This window comes from Cupriavidus sp. 30B13 (genome assembly GCF_049059565.2).
GTDB lineage: Bacteria > Pseudomonadota > Gammaproteobacteria > Burkholderiales > Burkholderiaceae > Cupriavidus.
Map to the genome: position 1 here is coordinate 651,750 of NZ_CP188223.1, position 18,672 is coordinate 670,421.

At 68.4% G+C, this 18,672-nt stretch carries 19 protein-coding genes and 1 tRNA gene; 9 read left to right on the plus strand and 11 right to left on the minus strand.

All coding sequences use genetic code 11. The annotated features are described in order from the left end of the window. Window positions 1–70 precede the first annotated feature (70 nt). Window positions 71–697 (plus strand): SCO family protein, encoded by a 627-nt coding sequence (locus tag ACKI2N_RS03135; protein ID WP_420994563.1) that lies wholly within the window; start codon window positions 71–73, stop codon window positions 695–697. Between the two features lie 111 nt (window positions 698–808). Here the strand turns inward: ACKI2N_RS03135 and rpoH are convergent, their stop codons facing one another. Next, window positions 809–1,738, minus strand: coding sequence for an RNA polymerase sigma factor RpoH (rpoH, locus tag ACKI2N_RS03140; RefSeq protein ID WP_420994564.1), 930 nt, complete (start codon window positions 1,736–1,738; stop codon window positions 809–811). A gap of 354 nt (window positions 1,739–2,092) precedes the next feature. Between rpoH and ACKI2N_RS03145 the strand changes: the two genes are divergently transcribed. Then, window positions 2,093–2,971, plus strand: coding sequence for a pirin family protein (locus ACKI2N_RS03145; RefSeq protein WP_420994565.1), 879 nt, complete (start codon window positions 2,093–2,095; stop codon window positions 2,969–2,971). A gap of 44 nt (window positions 2,972–3,015) precedes the next feature. Here the strand turns inward: ACKI2N_RS03145 and ybiB are convergent, their stop codons facing one another. The 5 genes from ybiB to ACKI2N_RS03170 all read right to left on the minus strand — a co-directional run bounded on the left by ybiB (window position 3,016) and on the right by ACKI2N_RS03170 (window position 8,306). Next, window positions 3,016–4,023 carry a DNA-binding protein YbiB gene (ybiB, locus tag ACKI2N_RS03150; RefSeq protein WP_420994566.1) on the minus strand — a complete coding sequence of 336 codons (1,008 nt, stop codon included), beginning with the start codon at window positions 4,021–4,023 and terminating at the stop codon, window positions 3,016–3,018. Window positions 4,024–4,140: 117 nt separating this feature from the next. Further along, complete coding sequence (locus ACKI2N_RS03155; RefSeq protein ID WP_420994567.1) at window positions 4,141–4,944, minus strand: ABC transporter ATP-binding protein; 804 nt, start codon at window positions 4,942–4,944, stop codon at window positions 4,141–4,143. 17 nt (window positions 4,945–4,961) lie between these two features. Then, on the minus strand, window positions 4,962–5,819 hold the full coding sequence (gene ntrB / locus ACKI2N_RS03160) for a nitrate ABC transporter permease (RefSeq protein ID WP_420994694.1): 858 nt from the start codon (window positions 5,817–5,819) through the stop codon (window positions 4,962–4,964). A 157-nt stretch (window positions 5,820–5,976) separates the two neighbouring features. After that, window positions 5,977–7,296, minus strand: a complete 1,320-nt coding sequence (locus ACKI2N_RS03165) for a CmpA/NrtA family ABC transporter substrate-binding protein (RefSeq protein WP_420994568.1) — start codon at window positions 7,294–7,296, stop codon at window positions 5,977–5,979. 365 nt (window positions 7,297–7,661) lie between these two features. Further along, the gene (locus ACKI2N_RS03170; RefSeq protein WP_420994569.1) at window positions 7,662–8,306 is read right to left on the minus strand and encodes an ANTAR domain-containing response regulator; all 645 of its coding nucleotides are present in this window, start codon (window positions 8,304–8,306) and stop codon (window positions 7,662–7,664) included. Between the two features lie 225 nt (window positions 8,307–8,531). Between ACKI2N_RS03170 and ACKI2N_RS03175 the strand changes: the two genes are divergently transcribed. Together ACKI2N_RS03175 and maiA are read left to right on the plus strand one after the other, a co-directional pair. Then, window positions 8,532–9,233 carry a fumarylacetoacetate hydrolase family protein gene (locus ACKI2N_RS03175; RefSeq protein ID WP_420994570.1) on the plus strand — a complete coding sequence of 234 codons (702 nt, stop codon included), beginning with the start codon at window positions 8,532–8,534 and terminating at the stop codon, window positions 9,231–9,233. A gap of 7 nt (window positions 9,234–9,240) precedes the next feature. Next, window positions 9,241–9,885 carry a maleylacetoacetate isomerase gene (gene maiA / locus ACKI2N_RS03180; protein ID WP_420994695.1) on the plus strand — a complete coding sequence of 215 codons (645 nt, stop codon included), beginning with the start codon at window positions 9,241–9,243 and terminating at the stop codon, window positions 9,883–9,885. A gap of 101 nt (window positions 9,886–9,986) precedes the next feature. Here maiA and ftsY read toward each other — a convergent pair whose 3' ends face one another. Next, a complete protein-coding gene (gene ftsY, locus ACKI2N_RS03185) occupies window positions 9,987–11,249 on the minus strand; it encodes a signal recognition particle-docking protein FtsY (protein WP_420994571.1) in 1,263 nt (420 codons plus the stop codon). 60 nt (window positions 11,250–11,309) lie between these two features. Between ftsY and ACKI2N_RS03190 the strand changes: the two genes are divergently transcribed. From ACKI2N_RS03190 to ACKI2N_RS03210, 5 genes are all read left to right on the plus strand, one after another. Beyond that, on the plus strand, window positions 11,310–12,848 hold the full coding sequence (locus ACKI2N_RS03190) for a M16 family metallopeptidase (RefSeq protein WP_420994572.1): 1,539 nt from the start codon (window positions 11,310–11,312) through the stop codon (window positions 12,846–12,848). 19 nt (window positions 12,849–12,867) lie between these two features. Beyond that, entirely contained in the window at window positions 12,868–14,241 is a 1,374-nt protein-coding gene (locus ACKI2N_RS03195; RefSeq protein ID WP_420994573.1) for a M16 family metallopeptidase, read from the plus strand. A gap of 62 nt (window positions 14,242–14,303) precedes the next feature. Further along, a complete protein-coding gene (gene rsmD / locus ACKI2N_RS03200) occupies window positions 14,304–14,933 on the plus strand; it encodes a 16S rRNA (guanine(966)-N(2))-methyltransferase RsmD (RefSeq protein WP_420994574.1) in 630 nt (209 codons plus the stop codon). A gap of 215 nt (window positions 14,934–15,148) precedes the next feature. After that, window positions 15,149–15,634, plus strand: coding sequence for a pantetheine-phosphate adenylyltransferase (coaD, locus tag ACKI2N_RS03205; RefSeq protein ID WP_011515175.1), 486 nt, complete (start codon window positions 15,149–15,151; stop codon window positions 15,632–15,634). Window positions 15,635–15,703: 69 nt separating this feature from the next. Continuing rightward, entirely contained in the window at window positions 15,704–15,964 is a 261-nt protein-coding gene (locus tag ACKI2N_RS03210; protein WP_420994575.1) for a YfhL family 4Fe-4S dicluster ferredoxin, read from the plus strand. Window positions 15,965–16,075: 111 nt separating this feature from the next. On the opposite strand, the gene pth is transcribed toward ACKI2N_RS03210, so the two are convergent. The 4 genes from pth to ACKI2N_RS03230 form a co-directional block, all read right to left on the minus strand. Then, on the minus strand, window positions 16,076–16,669 hold the full coding sequence (gene pth, locus ACKI2N_RS03215; protein ID WP_420994576.1) for an aminoacyl-tRNA hydrolase: 594 nt from the start codon (window positions 16,667–16,669) through the stop codon (window positions 16,076–16,078). 147 nt (window positions 16,670–16,816) lie between these two features. Beyond that, on the minus strand, window positions 16,817–17,422 hold the full coding sequence (locus ACKI2N_RS03220) for a 50S ribosomal protein L25/general stress protein Ctc (protein WP_420994577.1): 606 nt from the start codon (window positions 17,420–17,422) through the stop codon (window positions 16,817–16,819). 101 nt (window positions 17,423–17,523) lie between these two features. Beyond that, the gene (locus ACKI2N_RS03225) at window positions 17,524–18,477 is read right to left on the minus strand and encodes a ribose-phosphate pyrophosphokinase (protein ID WP_420994578.1); all 954 of its coding nucleotides are present in this window, start codon (window positions 18,475–18,477) and stop codon (window positions 17,524–17,526) included. An 84-nt stretch (window positions 18,478–18,561) separates the two neighbouring features. Then, window positions 18,562–18,638: transfer RNA gene (locus ACKI2N_RS03230), tRNA-Gln, on the minus strand. Between the last annotated feature and the right edge of the window lie 34 nt (window positions 18,639–18,672).

The following is an 18,672-nucleotide window of genomic DNA, read 5'->3' on the forward strand; positions in this document are numbered from 1 at the left end:
CGGCGATACTGCCCCCCTATGCCAATGTGAAGCGGCCGCCGTGCGCCGCCTCATCCATCACGCGACTCGAATGCCTACCCGCTCCCTTCCCGGTTCTTCCTCCAGCTTCGCGCTGTTCCGCCGTTTTTGCCTGCTGGCGCTGTGCTCGCTGCTGCTCGCCGCGTGCGGCCAGCAGCGCGCGTCGTTCAAGAACGTCGACATCACCGGAGGCAGCGAATTCGGCAAGGACTTCGTGCTCACCGACCACACCGGCAAGGTCCGCACGCTGGCCGACTTCAAGGGCAAGGCGGTGGTGATGTTCTTCGGTTATACGCATTGCCCGGACGTCTGCCCCACCACCATGGCCGAGCTCAAGGCGGTGATGGAGCAGCTCGGCCCGGACGCCGACAAGGTGCAGGTGCTGTTCGTCACGGTCGACCCGCAACGCGATACGCAGGAACTGCTGGCGCAATACGTGCCCGCGTTCGACCCGCGCTTCCTGGGCATGCGCGCGGCCGACGACGCGGCGCTGCAGAAGGTGGCCAAGGACTTCAAGGTGTACTACGCCAAGGTGCCGGGCACCTCGCCGAACAACTACACGATGGACCATTCGGCCGGCAGCTACGTGTTCGACCCGAGCGGCAAGCTGCGCCTGTTCATCCGCCACGGCCAGGGTCCGGAGCCGATCGTGCACGATCTCAAGCAACTGCTTTCCTGAGCGCGGCAAGGCCGCCCGCAGCGCGCAGACGAAAAAAGGGCCGGTCGCGAGACCGGCCCTTTTTCCATGGCGGCGCGCGGCGCGGCTTGGCGCCGCCGCGCTGCCGCGCGCTCAGGCGAAGGCCTGCAGCGCGCCCTTCATCTTCTTCATCGCCGCGGTCTCGATCTGGCGGATGCGCTCGGCGGACACGCCGAACTCGTCAGCCAGCTCGTGCAGCGTGGAGCCGCCCGAGCCGTCGTCGTTGACATGCAGCCAGCGTGCCTCGATGATGCGGCGGCTGCGGTCGTCGAGCTTGCTCAGCGCTTCTTCCAGGCCCTGCACCTGCATGCGGTCGTTGCGCTGGGCCTCGATCACGCGGGTCGGCTCGTTGTGGTTGTCGGCCAGGTAGGCGATGGGGGCGAATTCCTCCTCGCCGTCGTCGATCTGGCCTTCCAGCGCGAGGTCGCCGCCCGACAGGCGGGTTTCCATCTCCATCACTTCTTCCGGCTTGACGTTCAGCTCGCGCGCGACCGCGTCGATCTGTTCCGGCGTGAAGGTGTGGGGACCCTGCTTGTGGCTGCGCAGGTTGAAGAACAGCTTGCGCTGGGCCTTGGTGGTGGCCACCTTGACCATGCGCCAGTTCTTCAGCACGTACTCGTGGATCTCGGCCTTGATCCAGTGCATGGCATACGACACCAGGCGCACGCCCTGGTCCGGGTCGAAGCGCTTCACGGCCTTCATCAGGCCGATATTGCCTTCCTGGATCAGGTCGGCGTGGGGCAGGCCGTAGCCGAGGTACTGGCGGGCGATGGACACCACCAGGCGCAGGTGCGACAGCACCAGGCGCCGCGCCGCGTCGACGGAGTCGTGCTCGCGCAGGTCGCGCGCAAGCCGCTGCTCCTCCTCGGGGGTCAGCATGGGGATACGGTGGACAGCCTGGATATAGCTGTCCAGGTTTCCCAGGTTACCGGGAAACGTCAGCGCGAACGCCCCGGCGCCCTGAGGCGCCGTAGGCAGGCGGCTGCTGGTTTGGGTTTGGTCGGCAGATAGGACCGCGTTCACTCGATTGCTCCTTTCGCATCCGGCGGGTGGGTTGCCCGCGGCGCTCGCCCGGAGGGTCCGCGCACTGCATTGCAACACATATTAGCACTCAAGCCGGGAGACTGCTAAGTTGGAGTCCCTATAGGGTTGATAGTTCCAACTAATTGATATTGCGGATCGCATAGTGTGTTGCCGGGGCCAGTCTCTGCCATGTGGCGTCATCACTATCAGACGGCATCCGCTGCCTTATCGGACAAAGATTAGAGGGAACGCGCCCGTTCTGGTTCTGTCGCCGGATGAGATGCTGTGTTCCGCCAGCGGCTACACTCTTTTCATTTGGCCGGCCCTCAGCTTCGGCCCAACCGGGGAGAATTCATGTCTGCCATCGAACACTTGCTCAAACCGCACATACGTGATCTCGGCGACGGTTTCACCGTCAGCCGCGTGCTGCCTGCCGCCGCGGCCCAGACGGTGGGGCCGTTCATTTTCTTCGACCACATGGGCCCCACCGTCCTGCCGCGCGGCCAGGGGCTGGACGTGCGCCCCCATCCGCATATCGGGCTGGCTACCGTGACCTACCTGTTCGAAGGGGAAATCCTTCACCACGACAGCCTGGGCAGCAAGCAGGTCATCCGTCCCGGCGACGTCAACTGGATGACGGCCGGCAAGGGCATCGCGCACTCGGAGCGCTCGCCCGAGGTCGCCCGCGAGGCCGGACCCGCCCTGCACGGCATCCAGACCTGGGTGGCGCTGCCGCTGGAACACGAGACCGTCGAGCCATCCTTCTTCCACCATCCCGCCGCGACGCTGCCCAAGCTCGAGCGTCCCGGCGTGCGGATGACGGTGATCGCGGGCGACGCGTTCGGCGCCGAGGCGCCCGTCAAGGTCTTCAGTCGCACGCTGTACGTCGCGATCGAGCTCGAGCCGGGCGCCACCCTGGAGATCCCGCCCGAGCATGCGCAGCGCGCCGTCTATCCGGTCGACGGCGTGGTCGCGCTCGACGGCGAGGTGCTGCCGGAACGCCACATGGCCGTGCTCGTGCCCGGCCAGGCGGCCACGCTGACCGCCGAGGCGCCCGCGCGCGTGATGCTGCTCGGCGGCGACCCGACCGACGGGCACCGCTTCATCTTCTGGAATTTCGTGGCCAGCAGCAAGGAGGCCATCGAGGCCGCGTCGCAGCGCTGGGAAGACGACCGGTTCCCGCGCGTGCCGGGCGAGGACGACCGTATCCCGCTGCCCCCGCGCAAGCGCTGAGCGGGCCGGCCAGCCGGCGGCCCGTCCAGGTCGCCCGGGCCCGGTCAGAGCGGGCTGGCCCAGGCCACGCGCGTGCCTTGCTGCACGCAGCCGCGGATCGCCTCGACCTGGGTCGCGATCGGCGCCGGGACCGGCGCCTTGCCGTCCAGCACGGCGCGGATCCAGGCCGCGGTCTGCGCAATGTCGTTGCCGGGCGGCAGTTCGGGCACCTCGCCGATCGAGCCCGCGGTGGGGTCGACCAGCGTGCGCTGGTGGCCGTCGTGCAGCCAGTCGATGCGGCCGGCGCGGCGCGCATCCGCCACCACCTCGCCCTCGGTGCCGCGCGCCAGCAGCACGTTGGCCGGCTCGCGCGAGAAATAATCGGTCAGGGTCTCGCGGTATTCCGGATGGGTGTAGCTGTACAGCCGCAGGGCCTCCGCCGGCGTATGCGCGCCGACCGGCTGCAGCATCTTCGCCACCGTGTGCGAGGAATTGCGCAGCCCGATCTGCATGCGCCGGTCGAGCAGGCGCGACAGCGCCGGCGACAGCACGTCGACCGGCAGCACCGCCAGCGGGTTGTCCTTTTCCCGCAGGCGGGACTCGGCTTCGGCGACCGTCGCGCAGGGCGCGACGCCGAGCGCTTCGAACAGCGCGATGCTGGTCACGCGCCCGCTGAACTCGCGGCTGCCGTGCACCAGCACCGGCATGCCTTCGCGCGCCAGCAGCAGCGCCAGCAGCGGCACCAGGTTGGGCTGCTTGCGCGCGCCGTTGTAGCTGGGAATGGAGACCACCACGCGGTCGGGCGGCGCGGCCAGCGGCAGGCAGTGCGCGTGCGCGGCCTCCAGCATGCCGGCCAGTTCGTGCGGCGCCTCGCCCTTGATGCGGTAGGCCATCAGCACGGCGCCCAGCTCGATGTCGGCCACGCGGCCGGCCAGCATGGCGTCGAACAGCGTCTGCGCATCCTCGCGCGGCAGCGCGCGGGCGCCGTTGACGCCGCGGCCGATTTCCTTGATGTACCTGGCTGCGGCGAAAGGGGTGGCGGCGGGCGTGCCGGAGGTGGCGGAATCGGTCATGGCGGGCTGGGACGGTGTTGTTTGAGGTTCATGATAGCGGAGCGGGCCGGCGCTGCCCATCGCAGCCGCCGGCCCGCCTTCATGCCTTCTTCGCGATTCCCGCCGTCGCGCGGGCGCTCAGGCCGCTTCCTTGAGCGCCGGATTGCGCTGCTTGCGGTACAGGAAGTCCAGCACCGCGGTGCGGCAGGCGTGGTAGGCCTTGTCGTCGGCCAGCGCCATGCGCTCGCGCGGGCGCGGCAGGTCCACCGGCAGCACTTCGCCGATGGTCGCGGCGGGGCCGTTGGTCATCATGACGATGCGGTCGGCCAGCAGCACGGCCTCGTCCACGTCGTGGGTCACCATCACCACCGTGCTGCGGGTCTTGGCGACGATCTTGATCAGTTCGTCCTGCAGGTGGGCGCGCGTGAGCGCATCGAGCGCGCCGAACGGCTCGTCCATCAGCAGCACCTTGGGCTCCATCGCCAGCGCGCGCGCGATGCCCACGCGCTGCTTCATGCCGCCGGAGATTTCCTGCGGGTACTTGCCTTCGGCATGGGTCAGGCCGACCATCGCCAGCGTGTCGTGCGTGCGCGCCTTGAGCTGCGCCCGGTTCTCGCTGCCGCCGAACACGCGCTCGACGCCCAGGTAGACGTTCTCGAAGCAGGTCAGCCACGGCAGCAGCGAGTGGTTCTGGAACACCACCGCGCGGTCCGGGCCGGGGCCGGCGATCTCGCGCCCGGCGCAGATCAGCGCGCCGCTGCTGGGGCGGTCGAGCCCGGCCAGCAGGTTCAGCAGCGTCGATTTGCCGCAGCCGGAGTGTCCGATCAGCGTGATGAACTCGCCCTGGGCGATGGTCAGGTTGACGTCGCGCAGCGCGACGAACGGCCCCTTCTTGGTCTTGAAGGTCTGGCCCACGTTTTCGATACGGACGAACTTTTCCATGAGGCTCTCCGGTTGGCTCAGTTGCCGTAGCTGAAGCGCTTGGCCAGGCTCAGCAGCGCGTATTCCAGCAGCAGGCCCACCACGCCGATGATGAAGATGGCGATCACGATGTGCTCCACCTTCAGGTTGTTCCACTCGTCCCACAGCCAGAAGCCGATGCCGGTGCCGCCGGTCAGCATTTCCGCGGCCACGATCACCAGCCACGCGGTGCCGATCGACAGCCGCACGCCGGTCAGCATGTAGGGCAGCACCGCGGGCAGCAGCACGCGTGTGAAGACCTTCCATTCGGACAGGTCGAGCACGCGCGCCACGTTCAGGTAGTCCTGCGGCACGCGCGTCACGCCTACCGCGGTATTGATGACCATCGGCCAGATCGAGCAGATGAAGATGGCCCAGATCGCGGCCGGGTTGGCGGCCTTGAACAGCAGCAGCCCGATCGGTAGCCACGCCAGCGGCGAGACCGGCCGCAGCAGGCTGATGATGGGCGCCATCATGGCGTTGAGAAAAGCGAAGCGGCCCAGCGCGAAGCCGGCCGGGATGCCGACCAGCGCGGCCAGCCCGAAGCCCGCCGCCACGCGCGCCAGCGACGCCAGCACGTTCCAGCCGATGCCCTGGTCGTTCGGCCCGTTGCGGTAGAACGGGTCGGAGAACAGCGGCACGGCCGCATGCCAGGTGGCGGCCGGCGTCGGGATGGCCGGGATCAGCGTGGCCACGCCGTGCCAGAACAGCAGGAACAGCGCGAAGCCGGCGACCGGGGGCATCACCTTGAGCACCACCGCCGCGAGGGCCTCGCGCCGCGCGGCGCGGCGCGCCTCGGCCTGGGCCTCCAGCGCGCGGCGCTCGGTGCGCTCGTGCGCCTGCGGGTCGCCGGGCATGGCGAGTGCGGCGAGCGCGGCGTCGGGCGGAGAAGCAGGGTTGCCGGCATGGTCGGCCGACCGGGCTAGTGCATTCACGTCAGGCTCCTTGGAGGCGCCGGCGCGCTGGCGGCGCCGGCATTCACACGGCATTCACACGACAATCGGACTGGCTGGCTCAGGCCTTGATCTTGAAGCCGTCGGCGTAGGCCTTCGGGTCCTTGGCGGCATCCCACACCACGCCGTCCATCAGGCGCGCGGTGCGGAAATCGCTCTTGGGCAGCGGCACCTGCGCGGCTTCGGCGCCCAGCTTGTAGACATCGATGCGGTTGACCTTCTTCGCCACCGCCAGATAGTCGGGATGCTCCTTGAGCAGGCCCCAGCGCTTGTGCTGCGTGAGGAACCACATGCCGTCGGAGAGGAAGGGGTAGTTGGCGCTGCCGTCCTGGTAGAACTTCATCGAGTCCGGGTCGTCCCAGGTCTTGCCCAGGCCGTTGCTGTAGCGGCCCAGCATGCGGTCCAGGATGATATCCATGTCGGTGTTGACGTAGGACTTGGCGGCGATGGTCTCGGCGGTCTTGCGGCGGTTGGAGGCCGAGGCGTCGATGTACTTGGAGGCTTCCAGCACCGCGGCCACCATCGCGCGCGCGGTGTTCGGGTATTTCTGCACGAACTCGGCCGTGGTGCCGAGCACCTTCTCGGGATGGTCCTTCCAGATGGCCTGCGTGGTCTCGGCGGTGAAGCCGATCTTGTCGGCGATGGCGCGTGCGCCCCAGGGCTCGCCCACGCAGTAGCCGTCCATGTTGCCCACGCGCATGTTGGCCACCATCTGCGGCGGCGGCACGGTGATGGTCTTGGCGTCCTGCATCGGGTTGATGCCGTTGGCGGCCAGCCAGTAGTACAGCCACATCGCGTGGGTGCCGGTGGGGAAGGTCTGGGCGAAGGTGTAGTCGCGCTTTTCCTTGGCCATCAGCGCCTTCAGGCTCGCGCCGTCCCTGACGCCCTTCTCGGCCAGCTTGGACGACAGCGTGATGGCCTGGCCGTTATGGTTCAGGTTCATCAGCACGGCCATGTCTTTCTTGGGGCCGCCGATGCCGAGCTGCACGCCGTAGACCAGGCCGTAGAGCACGTGCGCGGCATCCAGCTCGCCGTTGACGAGCTTGTCGCGCACGCCGGCCCAGGAGGCTTCCTTGGTGGGCGTGATCTTGATGCCGTACTTCTTGTCGAAGCCGAGCGTGCCCGCCATCACCACCGAGGCGCAGTCCGTGAGCGGGATGAAGCCGATCTTCACCTCCGGCTTTTCCGGCGCGTCGGAGCCGGCCGCCCAGGCGCCCGCGCGCACCAGCGGATCGACCAGCGTGACCACGCTGGCGCCGGCGATGGTCGCCAGCGCGCGGCGGCGCCCGCTGCTGGCGGGCACCGCGTCGGCCACGGCGGTGCTGGCATCGGTGGCGACCGCGGCATGCAGCGGCTTGGCAATCTTCAGGCGAGAGGGCATTCCACGGCTCCAAAAGAAAAGCGTCCTGAACCGCGCCGCGTTCGCCAGAAAGCGGGGCAGTCCAGGACGCCGTTGTCCTGTGATGCGGCACTGCCTTCGTTGGCGGCGCCCATCGGGTTTGTGGCCGGCCTTCGTTGGCCGGCCTGGCAATTACGCAAGTGGCATGCCAGGCGCCAGAACGGTGAAATGGGGCCGATCGGCCGCAGCGCGGCGCCAGGCCGGGCACGCGGCGCACAGGGTCCGGGAACCGGAAGGCCGGGAAGCCGCCGGGCGGTGCCCGGGACGGTGCGCGCCGGCCGCCGGCGTCGTGCCAAGTTTGTGCAATGCACCAGGGACGTGCGGGCGTGTCCTGCGCGACGCCATGCTCAGCTCATCACATCGATCACGCGCCGCGCGGCCTCGACCAGCTTGATGCCGCGCTCCATCGCCATGTTGCGCAGCCGCTTGTAGGCCTCGTCTTCCGTCATGCCGCGTTCCTTCATCAGCAGGCCCTTGGCGCGCTCCACTTCCTTGCGCTCGGCCAGCTGCAGGCGCGTGGCGTCGAGCTCGGCGCGCAGTTCCTGGTCGAGCTGGAAGCGCGCATAGGCCACGTCGAGCACGGTCTTGACGCGCTCGGCGCGCAGGCCGTCGACGATGTACGCGGTGATGCCGGCGGTGAGCGCGGCCTTGATGCGCTGGGCGTCGTCGTTGTCCGTGAACAGCACGATCGGCCGCGGCGCGTGCTGTGTCGAGACGCACACGTGCTCCACCGTGTCGCGCGCGGCCGACTCCGAGGCGATGATGATCAGGTCGGGCTGGCGCGCGGCGATGGCGTCCGGCAGGCGCAGGTCGGCGTCCACCGTGTCGATGTCGGTGAAGCCCGCCGAGATCAGGCCGGCCTGGATGGTCTCGACGTTGAGCGGGTCGCCATCGTGCGGATCCCTGACCAGCAGGATGCGCAGGCTGCGCGATGCGGCAGGCGGCGTCGCGGGACTCGGCGGGCTGGGAGGGGCAGGGGAGCGTCGGGTCATGGGGTCAGGGGCATTGCGGGTGGCCATGCAAGAACCGCGCCGGATGACTCTCTCCATGTATTGCGGGGATACCCGCATGCGCGTCGCGCGGGCGCACGCGGCGCGGGGGCGCGGTGTATGCTATTGCCCTGCTGCGCGGCAGGGTGTCCGCTGGCGACGCCACGGCGCAGGCGCGCGGCCTCAAAAACACAGTACACACAGTACAAGCAAAGTCTGGAGAGTTGGATGACCGAATTCGTATTCGCCCCGCCCGCGCCGACCGGCGTACCCGTGCGCGGTGGCAGCGCCCGGTTCCCGGTGCGCCGGGTCTACTGCGTGGGCCGCAATTATGCCGCCCATGCCCGTGAAATGGGTTCGGACCCCGACCGCGAACCGCCGTTCTTCTTCTGCAAGCCCGCCGACGCGGTGAGCTACGTGGCCGACGGCACCGAAGGCCACTTCCCGTATCCGCAGGGCACCAGCAACTGCCACTATGAGGTGGAACTGGTGGTGGCCATCGGCAAGGGCGGCAAGGACATCGCCGAGGCCGACGCCGCCAGCCACGTGTTCGGCTACGCCATCGGCCTCGACATGACGCGCCGCGACCTGCAGAACGAATCGAAGAAGACCGGGCGCCCCTGGGAAACCGGCAAGGCCTTCGACAAGTCCGCGCCGATCGGCCCGATCGTGCCGGTGTCCGCCATCGGCCATCCTGAAAAGGGCGCGGTCACGCTGGCCGTGAACGGCGCCGAGAAGCAGCGCGGCGACCTTTCCGACCTGATCTGGTCGGTGCCGGAAATGGTGTCCTACCTGTCGCGCCTGTTCGAGCTGCAGCCGGGCGACCTGATCTACAGCGGCACGCCCGAAGGCGTGGGCCCGGTGGTCAAGGGCGACGTCATGCAATGCAAGATCGAAGGCGTGGGCGAGCTCACCGTCAAGGTGGTGTGAGCCGATGCTGAAGCTCTACAGCTACTTCCGTAGCTCGGCTTCGTACCGGGTGCGCATCGCGCTGAACCTCAAGGGCCTGCCCTACGACTACGAGCCGGTGCACCTGCTGCGCGACGGCGGCCAGCAACTGCTGCCCGCCTATCGCGCGCTCAATCCGGACGCGCTGGTGCCGACCCTGGTCGACGACGATCACGTGCTGATGCAATCGGTCGCGATGGTGGAGTACCTCGACGAGATCCATCCCGAGCCCCCGCTGCTGCCCGGCAGCGCGCTCGACCGCGCCTATATCCGCGCGGTGGCGCTCGAGGTCGCATGCGAGATCCACCCGCTCAACAACCTGCGCGTGCTGAAGTACCTCAAGCACACGCTGGGCGTGGCGGAGGAGGCCAAGGACGCGTGGTACCGCCACTGGGTCGAGCTGGGCTTCGAGGCGGTCAACGCCAACCTCGTGCGCGCGGGCAAGGCCGGCCGTTTCTGCTTCGGCGACACGCCGACGCTGGCCGATATCTGCCTGGTGCCGCAGGTGTTCAATGCGCAGCGCTTCAATATCGACGTGAGCCGCTACCCGGCGATCGCCAAGGCGTTCGATGCGTGCATGGCACTGCCGGCTTTCCAGCAGGCCGAGCCGAAGGCGCAGCCGGACGCGGAGTAGCGCGGCGGGCGGCGGGCGACAAAAAACCCCGCGGTGGCTTGCGGGGTTTTTTTATTGCCGGCAATGCAGCCCCCGCCATCGTTCGCGGGGTTCCTCGCCGTTCAGCCCAGCAAGGCCTCGGCGAACTCGTCGGCCTTGAACGGCTGCAGGTCTTCGACCTTCTCGCCCACGCCGATGAAGTAGACCGGCACCGGGCGCTGGCGCGCGATGGCGGCAAGGATGCCGCCCTTGGCGGTGCCGTCGAGCTTGGTCACGATCAGCCCGGTCAGCCCGAGCGCGTCGTCGAACGCCTTGACCTGGGACAGCGCGTTCTGGCCGGTGTTGGCGTCGATCACCAGCAGCGCTTCGTGCGGCGCGCTCGGCATGGCCTTGGCGATGACGCGCTTGACCTTCTTGAGCTCTTCCATCAGGTGCAACTGCGTCGGCAGGCGCCCGGCGGTGTCCGCCATCACGATGTCGATGCCGCGCGCGCGCGCGGCGTTGACCGCGTCGAAGATCACCGCGGCCGGGTCGCCGCTCTCCTGCGAGACCACGGTGACGTTGTTGCGCTCGCCCCAGATCGTCAGCTGCTCGCGCGCGGCGGCGCGGAAGGTGTCGCCGGCGGCCAGCAGCACGGACTGGCCATAGCTCTGGAAATGCTTGCACAGCTTGCCGATGCTGGTGGTCTTGCCGGCGCCGTTGACGCCCGCGATCATCATCACCAGCGGCTGCTCGCGGCCCAGCGCCATGGTTTTCTCGAGCGGGCGCAGCAGGTTGGCAAGCAGCTCGCGCAGCGCGGCCTTGACGCCCTCGGAGGTCTCGATGCGTTCGCTCTTGACCTGGCGGCGCAGCTCGCCGAGCAGGTATTCGGTGGCTTCCACGCCGGCGTCCGCCATCAGCAGGGCGGTTTCCAGCTCCTCGAACAGGGCTTCGTCGACCTTGACCCCGACGAACAGGGTGCCGAGGTTGCGGCTGGTCTTGGACAGGCCCGAGCGCAGGCGCTGCATCCAGCCGCGCCGGGCTTCCGGCGTGGCGGCCGGCGGCGGGGTCAGGACCATGTCTTCGGCGGCGGCCGGCTCGGGCAGGCTTGCCGCCGGCTGGAGGGGCGGTCGGAGGGGCGGCTGCGGGGTTGCCTGCGGGGTTGCTTGCGGGTTGGACTGCTGCGGGGCCGGCGCGGAGAAAGCCGCCGGCGCGGGCGCGGGAATGGCGGCGGTCAGGGGTTGGGGAGCCGGGGCCGGAGCCTGGGCAGGACCGGCTGCGGGAAGCGCCGTTGGGGCGGCGACCGGCGGCGGAACGGGGGCAGGCGCGGCCGCGGGCGCCGGGGCCGGCACCTCGGGTGGCGCACTGGCCGGTTCGGCCTTGCGCTTCTTCCAGAAACTAAACATTGGGAAAGGGGTCAATACCCCGGTAGAATCAATCGCCAAAATTCTAGCAGACGGGGTCGCATGAACCATTGTGCTGTCAGGTCCAGGCCGGGCGTCGCCCGTGCCGCATCGCCGCTCGGCGGCGCCGGCGCGTCCGGCGTTTTGCGCGCCGCCGCATATGCCCGGCGCCTTCTTCCCACCCTGCTGCTAGGCGCACTGCCATGGTTCGGCGCGGCGCATGCGCAGACCGGCGTGGTTGCGCCGCCCCTGCCCACCGGCCAGGCCACCGCCTCGCGGAGCGCGGCAGCCGAGGCTACCACTACCGAGTTCACGCTGTCCAACGGTATGCGCGTGATCGTCAAGGAAGACCATCGCGCTCCCACCGTGGCCCACCAGATCTGGTACCGGGTCGGCGGCATGGACGAGGTCAGCGGCACCACCGGCGTGGCGCACATGCTCGAGCACATGATGTTCAAGGGCACGCCCAAGGTGGGCCTCGGCGAGTTCTCCAAGCAGATCGCCGAGCTGGGCGGGCGCGAGAACGCCATGACCAACCGCGACTTCACGCTCTACTACCAGCAGATCGGCAAGCAGTACCTGCCGCGCATGATGGAGCTGGAGGCCGACCGCATGGCCAACCTCATCATCCGCAAGGACGAGTTCGAGCGCGAGATGAAGGTGGTGATGGAAGAGCGCCGCCTGCGCACCGACGACTCCGCGCGCGGCACCGTCTACGAGCAGCTGCTGGCCACGGTATTCACCGCCGCGCCGTACCGCCACCCGGTGATCGGCTGGATGGACGACCTCGTCAACATGCGCGTGGAAGACGTGCAGGCCTGGTACCGCGAGTGGTACGTGCCCAACAACGCGCTGCTGATCGTCACCGGCGACGTCACCGCCGCCGAGGTGAAGAAGATGGCCGAGCGCACCTACGGCAAGCTCAAGCCGCGTCCGCTGCCGCTGCGCAAGACCCAGCTCGAGGCCGAGCAGAAGGGCGTCAAGCGGATCTGGGTCAAGGCGCCGGCCGAGAATCCCTACGTGGTGCTGGCCTACAAGGTGCCGCGCCTGCACGACGTCGACAAGGACGTCGACCCCTACGCGCTCGAGGTCCTGGCCGCCGTGCTCAACGGCTACGACAACGCGCGCCTGACGCGCGACCTGGTGCGCGACCAGCGCCTGGCGGACGACGTCAACGTCGGCTACGACAGCATCAACCGCGCGGAATCCGTCATGGTGCTCGACGGCACCCCGGCCGCCGGCCACACCACCGAAGAGATCGAGCGCGCGCTGCGCGACGAAGTCGCCCGCATCGCGCGCGACGGCGTCTCGCCCGAGGAGCTCAAGCGCGTCAAGACGCAGGTCGTGGCCTCGCAGATCTACAAGCGCGACTCCGTGTTCGGGCAAGGCATGGAGATCGGGGTGGCGGAGATGGCCGGCATTTCCTGGCGCCAGCTCGACCGCATGCTGGAGCGCATCAAGGAAGTCACGCCGGCCCAGGTGCAGGCGGTGGCCGCCAAGTATTTCAGCGACGACAACCTGACTGTGGCCACGCTGCTGCCCCAGCCGATCGATCCCAACAAGAAGCAACAGGCGCCGGTCGATCCCGGCTCGCTGCGCTAAGCCTCCAAGAGGACCGAAGATGCCTCTCTTTGCCCCGACGATCCCGTCGCCGCGCCTGCTGCGCCGCCTCGCGGGCGTGGCCTGCGGCGCGCTGCTCGCAGCCACCTCGCTGCTCGCCCCGCAGGCCGCGCAGGCCGCCATCCCGATCGAGCAGTGGACCACCTCCACCGGCGCGCGCGTCTATTTCGTGCGCAGCCCGTCCATCCCCATGCTGGACGTCAATATCGATTTCGACGCCGGCAGCCGCTATGACCCGCCCGGCAAGGCGGGGCTGGCCACGCTGACGTCCGCGCTGCTCGACAAGGGCGCCAATGCGCAGGACGGCCAGCCCGCCCGCGACGAAGCCCAGGTGGCCGACGCCTTCGCCGATACCGGCGCGGACTTCGGCGGCGCCGCCAGCAGCGACCGCGGCGGCATCGGCCTGCGCACGCTCACCAGCGAGCCCGAGCTGAGCCAGTCGCTCGCGCTCGCCGCGCAGCTGATCAAGGCCCCGGCCTACCCGGATGCCGTGGTCGCGCGCGAGAAGCAGCGCCTGATCACCGCCATCCGCGAGGCCGACTCCCGGCCCGGCGTGATCGCCGACAAGATGGTGTCGCGCGCGATCTATCCCGCCCATCCGTATGGCGTGTCCGCCACCGCGGCCTCGGTCGAGTCCATCACGCGGGCCGACCTGGAACGCTTCTGGCGCGACAATTTCGCCGCCTCGCGCGCCGTGGTGACGCTGATCGGCGCGATCGACCGCAAGCAGGCCGAGTCCATCGCCGAGGCGCTGACGCGCGGCCTGCCGGCCGGCGCCGCGCCGCCGGCCATGCCGCCGGTGCAGCTCGCCATCCCGGCCAGCGAGCAGCGCGTGCCGCATGCGGCGCAACAGGCCACGGTGGCGATGGGCCAGCCCGCCATCGCCCGCGGCGACCCCGACTACTTCGCGCTGCTGGTGGGCAACTACGTGCTCGGCGGCGGCGGCTTCAGCTCGCGCCTGACCAACGAGGTGCGCGAGAAGCGCGGCCTGACCTACGGCGTGGACAGCTATTTCGCGCCGGCCAAGCAGGCAGGCCCGTTCGGCATCGGCCTGCAAACCAAGAAGGAGCAGACCAACGAGGCGCTGGCGCTGGTGCGCAAGGTGCTGGCGCAGTATGTGGCGGAAGGCCCGACCGAGGCCGAGCTCAAGGCGGCCAAGGACAACCTCGTCAACGGCTTCCCGCTGCGCATCGACAGCAACCGCAAGCTGCTGACCAACGTGGCCAATATCGGCTGGTACGGCCTGCCGCTGGACTACCTGGACACCTGGACCGCCCAGATCGGCAAGGTGACGCGCAGCCAGGTGAAGGAGGCCTTCCAGCGCCATGTGCATCCGGATGCCATGGCCACGGTGATCGTGGGCGGACCGGAATAAGGCAAGGTGCCGGGGCGGCGCCCGGGCGCGCGCGGCGCGCCCGCAGGCTCTACAATCACGGCATGAATTCGCGTACCCGATCTCCTTCGCCCGCCCCCCGCGGGCCATCCCCAAAGCCTGCCGTACGGCGCTCGTCCGCGCAGGTCCGCATCATCGGTGGCAGGTGGAAGCGCACGCCGCTGCCCGTGCTCGACGCCGAAGGCCTGCGTCCCACGCCGGACCGCGTGCGGGAAACCCTGTTCAACTGGCTCGGCCAGGACATGTCCGGCCTGGCTTGCCTGGACCTGTTCGCCGGCTCCGGCGCGCTGGGCTTCGAGGCCGCGTCGCGCGGCGCGGCGCAGGTGACCATGGTGGAAGCCAACCCGCGCGTGGCAAAACAATTGCGCGACAACCAGTACCGGCTCGACGCGCAGCAGATCCGCATCGTGCAAGGTGACGCATTCGCAACCGCCGCGCAGATGCCGGGCGCCAGCTTCGACGTCGTCTTCCTGGACCCGCCCTTCGCGCAGGACTGGATCGGGCCCGCGCTCGAGCATGCGGCCAGGCTGTCGCGCCCGGGCGGCGCGGTCTACGTGGAAACCGACCGCGCCCTGAACGGCCCCGACGCGCCGGTGCCGGCCGCGCTGGAGATCGTGCGGCACGCCCGCGCGGGCGCGGTGCACTTCCATTTGCTGCAGCACAGGACCAGCTGATTCGCCGCGGCCGGGACGCCGTGACCGGCCATCGCACGCTAGATGCGGCGGTGCCGCGAAACCGGCGCCGGGCGGCTTGCAAGTGCCGCTTTTAGGGTTACACTACGCCGCTGTCGCCAACGCTCGTCACGCAGCCTTGGTTCCCAGCCCTCACCATAGCGGGCGGGGCCGAGCGGCCCATCCAGGACCGGCAACGGGCAGAACAAGGAGGAAGCATGGTCGTCGCGGTCTACCCCGGCACTTTCGATCCAATGACCCGGGGCCACGAGGATCTGGTGCGCAGAGCGTCCAATATCTTCGATGAGCTCGTGGTCGGTGTGGCGCATAGTCCCAACAAGCGCCCGTTCTTTTCGCTGGAAGAGCGCATCGGGATCGCCCGCGAAGTACTGGGCCACTATCCCAACGTGCGCGTGGAAGGCTTCTCCGGCCTGCTCAAGGATTTCGTCCGCAAGAACAACGCACGCGTGATCGTGCGCGGCCTGCGCGCCGTGTCCGACTTCGAGTACGAGTTCCAGATGGCGGGCATGAACCGCTACCTGCTGCCCGACGTGGAAACCATGTTCCTGACGCCGTCGGACCAGTACCAGTTCATCTCGGGCACCTTCGTGCGCGAGATCGCGGTGCTCGGCGGCGACGTCAGCAAGTTCGTATTCCCCTCGGTCGAGCGCTGGCTGCAGGAGAAGATCGGCAAAGCGGAATAGAATGGCGGCTTGCGACATGCGGACCGCGGCCAGTCGGGCGCGGCCCATGTCCGGGTTAAAGGAAACACCATGGCACTGATGATCACCGACGACTGCATCAATTGCGACGTTTGTGAGCCGGAGTGCCCGAACGAAGCCATTTCGATGGGGCCCGAGATCTATGAGATCGACCCCAACAAATGCACGGAATGCGTCGGACACTTCGATGAACCGCAATGCCAGCAGGTCTGCCCCGTGGCTTGCATCCCGCACGATCCGGCCCGGATCGAATCGCGCGAGACGCTGATGGGGCGCTACCGCCTGCTGACGGCGGCCAAGCACGTCGCCTGAAGCACGAAGCACCTGGGCGGCCAGCCTGGCTGGCAGCAAAAAACCCCGGCACCGGAAGGTGGCGGGGTTTTTTTGTCGGGCGCGCGGCCTGGCCGGCGGATGCCGGCGCTCCTAGCGGCCCGTATGCAGTTCCAGCATGGCGCGTTCGCTCTCGCCCCTGGCCAGCAGCGACAGCGGCGCGATGCAGCGGTCGATGGCTTCGTCGATGGCCTGCTGCTCCTCGCGGCGCGGCGGCTTGAGCACATAGTTGATCACGTCCTCGCGCCCGCCCGCGCCGCCCGGCGCGTTGCGCGGATGCCCCACGCCCAGGCGCAGCCGCCAGTAATCCTGGGTGGTGAGGTGAGCGGCGATGTCCTTGAGGCCGTTGTGGCCGCCGGCGCCGCCGCCGCGCTTGAGCTTGACGGCGCCCGGCGGCAGGTCCATCTCGTCGTGGGCGACCAGGATCTCGTCGGGCAGGATCTTGTAGAAGCGCGCCAGCGACACCACCGACAGCCCCGAGCGGTTCATGAAGGTGGACGGCTTGAGCAGCCAGATCTCCTGGTCCCACAGGCGCGCGCGCGCGGCCAGGCCGTGGAAGCGGCCTTCCACGCGCAGCGTGGCGCCGCCCATGCGGGCGAGCTGGTCGACCAGCCAGAAGCCGGCGTTGTGGCGGGTGGCTTCGTATTCCGCCCCGGGGTTGCCGAGGCCGGCGATGAGTTTGATCATGCGTGCACTACGTGAGTGAGGGCGGCCAGAGGCCAAGCATACGCGAAACGATATATGGACCGGCAAGCGAAAAAAAGCCGCCGGACACGCCGGCGGCTTTTTCTTGCCATTCGCTGGTGCGCGGCCCGGGGGCCGCGCTCAGGCAACTCAGGCAGCGGGCGTTTCGCCGCCTTCGGCGGCTTCCGACACGCCACCGGCCGGCAGCGAGATGCTGGCGACGGCGGGGTTTTCGTCGCCGTGGGTGATGGCGCTCACGCCCTTCGGCAGCTTCAGGTCCGACAGGTGCAGGGTCTGGCCCAGTTCCGCGGCGCCCAGGTCCACTTCGATGAACTCAGGCAGGTCGGCCGGCAGGCACGACACTTCCAGTTCGTTCAGGATGTGGTTGACGATGCCATGGCCCAGCTTCACGCCGGGGGCGTTTTCCTGGTTCATGAAGTGCAGCGGCACCTTGACGTGGATCTTGTCCGAGGCCGACACGCGCTGGAAGTCGACGTGCAGCACCAGCGGCTTGAACGGGTGCATCTGGAACGCGCGCAGCAGGGCCTTTTCAGCCTTGCCTTCCACTTCGAGGTCGAGGATCGACGAGTGGAACGCTTCCTTCTTCAGGGCGTGGAACAGCGCGTTGTGATCGAGTTCGATCATCTTGGGTTCGGCGGCGCCGCCATAGATGATGCCCGGGGTTTTGCCGGCGTTGCGCAGGCGGCGGCTCGCACCCGTTCCCTGTACGCTACGCTCGAAAGCTACGACTTTCATGATGACTCCAAATGTAAGAGGGCTGTCCGCGACCAGACAGCCCGATGAAGCGGCACGCAGGGGCTTTGCCCGCACCTGCCGCAGTAAAGCCTTGAATTCTATCAGGAATCGGCAAACAGCGACATGATCGAGTCGCCCTTGACGATCCGGGTGAAGGTTTCGGCCAGCAGCGGAGCGGTCGAGAGCTGGCGGATCTTGCCGGACTGGACGGCGTCGTCGCGCAGCGGGATGGTGTCGCACACCACCACTTCGTCCAGCTCGGAATCCGCGATGCGGGCAGCCGCGCCGCCCGACAGCACCGGATGGGTGCAATAGGCGAAGACCTTCAGCGCGCCGCGCTCCTTGAGCACCTGGGCCGCCTTGCACAGCGTGCCGCCGGTGTCGATCATGTCGTCCATGATCACGCAATTGCGGCCGTCGACTTCACCGATGATGTTCATCACCTCGGCCACGTTGGCCTTAGGGCGGCGCTTGTCGATGATGGCCAGGTCGCAGTTCAGCTGCTTGGCCAGCGCGCGGGCGCGCACCACGCCGCCGACGTCCGGCGAGACCACCAGCAGGTCGCCGTAGTTCTTCTCGCGCAGGTCGCCCAGCAGGACCGGGGAAGCGTAGATGTTGTCGACGGGGATATCGAAGAAGCCCTGGATCTGGTCGGCGTGCAGGTCCATGGTCAGGATGCGGTCGACGCCGGCGACTTCCAGCATGTTGGCCACCACCTTGGCCGAGATCGCGACGCGCGCCGAGCGCGGGCGGCGGTCCTGGCGGGCATAGCCGAAGTAGGGCATGGCCGCGGTGATGCTGCGTGCCGAAGCGCGCTTGAGCGCGTCGACCATCACCATCAGTTCCATCAGGTTGTCGTTGGTCGGCGCGCAGGTGGACTGCAGCACGATGACGTGCTTGCCGCGAACGTTTTCCTGGATTTCGACTTGGACTTCGCCGTCGGAGAACCGGCCCACCTGTGCCTTCCCAAGGGGAATGCCGAGGTGCTGCACGACAGCCTCCGCGAGTTTGGGGTTGGCGTTGCCGGTAAAAACCATCAAGCCTTCGCTGCTCATTCGGTGCACCTGTCTTGCTGCTGGGGGGACGACCGTCACCGGCTAGTGCCGGTGACGTATTCTGCGGATCTGCGAGGAATGTAATGGCAGGGGAAGAAGGATTCGAACCTTCGAATGCCGGAATCAAAATCCGGTGCCTTGACCAACTTGGCGACTCCCCTACACAACCGGGTCCGTCCATCGTCACGTACAACC

Coding starts and splice junctions, on each gene's coding strand:
- ACKI2N_RS03135 (WP_420994563.1), top strand. CDS start 71: ATGCCTACCCGCTCCCTTCCCGGTTCTTCCTCCAGCTTCGCGCTGTTC.
- ACKI2N_RS03145 (WP_420994565.1), top strand. CDS start 2,093: ATGTCTGCCATCGAACACTTGCTCAAACCGCACATACGTGATCTCGGC.
- ybiB (WP_420994566.1), bottom strand. CDS start 4,023: ATGACCGATTCCGCCACCTCCGGCACGCCCGCCGCCACCCCTTTCGCC.
- ACKI2N_RS03155 (WP_420994567.1), bottom strand. CDS start 4,944: ATGGAAAAGTTCGTCCGTATCGAAAACGTGGGCCAGACCTTCAAGACC.
- ntrB (WP_420994694.1), bottom strand. CDS start 5,819: ATGCCCGGCGACCCGCAGGCGCACGAGCGCACCGAGCGCCGCGCGCTG.
- ACKI2N_RS03165 (WP_420994568.1), bottom strand. CDS start 7,296: ATGCCCTCTCGCCTGAAGATTGCCAAGCCGCTGCATGCCGCGGTCGCC.
- ACKI2N_RS03170 (WP_420994569.1), bottom strand. CDS start 8,306: ATGACCCGACGCTCCCCTGCCCCTCCCAGCCCGCCGAGTCCCGCGACG.
- ACKI2N_RS03175 (WP_420994570.1), top strand. CDS start 8,532: ATGACCGAATTCGTATTCGCCCCGCCCGCGCCGACCGGCGTACCCGTG.
- ftsY (WP_420994571.1), bottom strand. CDS start 11,249: ATGTTTAGTTTCTGGAAGAAGCGCAAGGCCGAACCGGCCAGTGCGCCA.
- ACKI2N_RS03190 (WP_420994572.1), top strand. CDS start 11,310: ATGAACCATTGTGCTGTCAGGTCCAGGCCGGGCGTCGCCCGTGCCGCA.
- ACKI2N_RS03195 (WP_420994573.1), top strand. CDS start 12,868: ATGCCTCTCTTTGCCCCGACGATCCCGTCGCCGCGCCTGCTGCGCCGC.
- rsmD (WP_420994574.1), top strand. CDS start 14,304: ATGAATTCGCGTACCCGATCTCCTTCGCCCGCCCCCCGCGGGCCATCC.
- coaD (WP_011515175.1), top strand. CDS start 15,149: ATGGTCGTCGCGGTCTACCCCGGCACTTTCGATCCAATGACCCGGGGC.
- ACKI2N_RS03210 (WP_420994575.1), top strand. CDS start 15,704: ATGGCACTGATGATCACCGACGACTGCATCAATTGCGACGTTTGTGAG.
- pth (WP_420994576.1), bottom strand. CDS start 16,669: ATGATCAAACTCATCGCCGGCCTCGGCAACCCCGGGGCGGAATACGAA.
- ACKI2N_RS03220 (WP_420994577.1), bottom strand. CDS start 17,422: ATGAAAGTCGTAGCTTTCGAGCGTAGCGTACAGGGAACGGGTGCGAGC.
- ACKI2N_RS03225 (WP_420994578.1), bottom strand. CDS start 18,477: ATGAGCAGCGAAGGCTTGATGGTTTTTACCGGCAACGCCAACCCCAAA.